This window comes from Pseudomonas psychrophila, assembly GCF_001043005.1.
Classification (GTDB): Bacteria; Pseudomonadota; Gammaproteobacteria; order Pseudomonadales; family Pseudomonadaceae; genus Aquipseudomonas; species Aquipseudomonas psychrophila.
Genome location: NZ_JYKZ01000082.1, coordinates 1 through 602 on the forward strand (window position 1 = coordinate 1; position 602 = coordinate 602).

Consider the following 602-nt stretch of genomic DNA (forward strand, 5'->3'; position numbering starts at 1 on the left):
CTGGCCATCGCTGTGCGTCCATCGAGGCTCATGGCCAGCTTGACCCGTACAAATGGCAGGCCGTGTTCCATGCGCTTGAGAAAGCCCGGGTTCAACGCTCGTGCCTCGGCCTCGAGCACGCCGCTGCACACGTCGATGCCGGCATCGGCCAGGCGTTTGAGACCTCGGCCAGCGACTTCCGGGTTAGGGTCCTGCATGGCTGCAACCACCCGCGCCACACCGGCATTGATCAGCCCTTCGGCACACGGTGGCGTATGCCCATGGTGGCTGCAGGGCTCAAGCGTGACGTAGGCCGTGGCCCCTCGCGCCCGTTCGCCCGCCGCCCTCAGGGCGTGGACTTCGGCATGCGGCTCGCCCGTGCGAACGTGCCAGCCCTCGCCCACAATCTGGCCGTCACGCACGATGACGCAACCCACGCGGGGATTGGGATGGGTGGTGTACAGCCCTTTGCGCGCCAATTCGATGGCACGTGTCATGTAATGGGCATCCAAAACAGATTGCTCAGTGGACACAGTCATTTGTTTGATGGCTCACGGGCAAGTCGGTCGATCTCTTCGCGGAACTCGTTGAGGTCCTGAAAACGTCGATAGACCGAGGCAAAA

Annotated in this window: 1 protein-coding gene and 1 pseudogene; both read right to left on the reverse strand. The window is 63.1% G+C overall.

All coding sequences use genetic code 11. The features are described 5' to 3' along the window. The coding region (gene ribD, locus TU76_RS24185) for a bifunctional diaminohydroxyphosphoribosylaminopyrimidine deaminase/5-amino-6-(5-phosphoribosylamino)uracil reductase RibD (RefSeq protein ID WP_169775420.1) at window positions 1-518 on the reverse strand (518 nt) is incomplete at its 3' end. Continuing rightward, window positions 515-602 (reverse strand): annotated as a pseudogene (locus TU76_RS25035) (transcriptional regulator NrdR); the annotation flags it as partial. The pseudogene TU76_RS25035 and the gene ribD, both read right to left, overlap by 4 nt.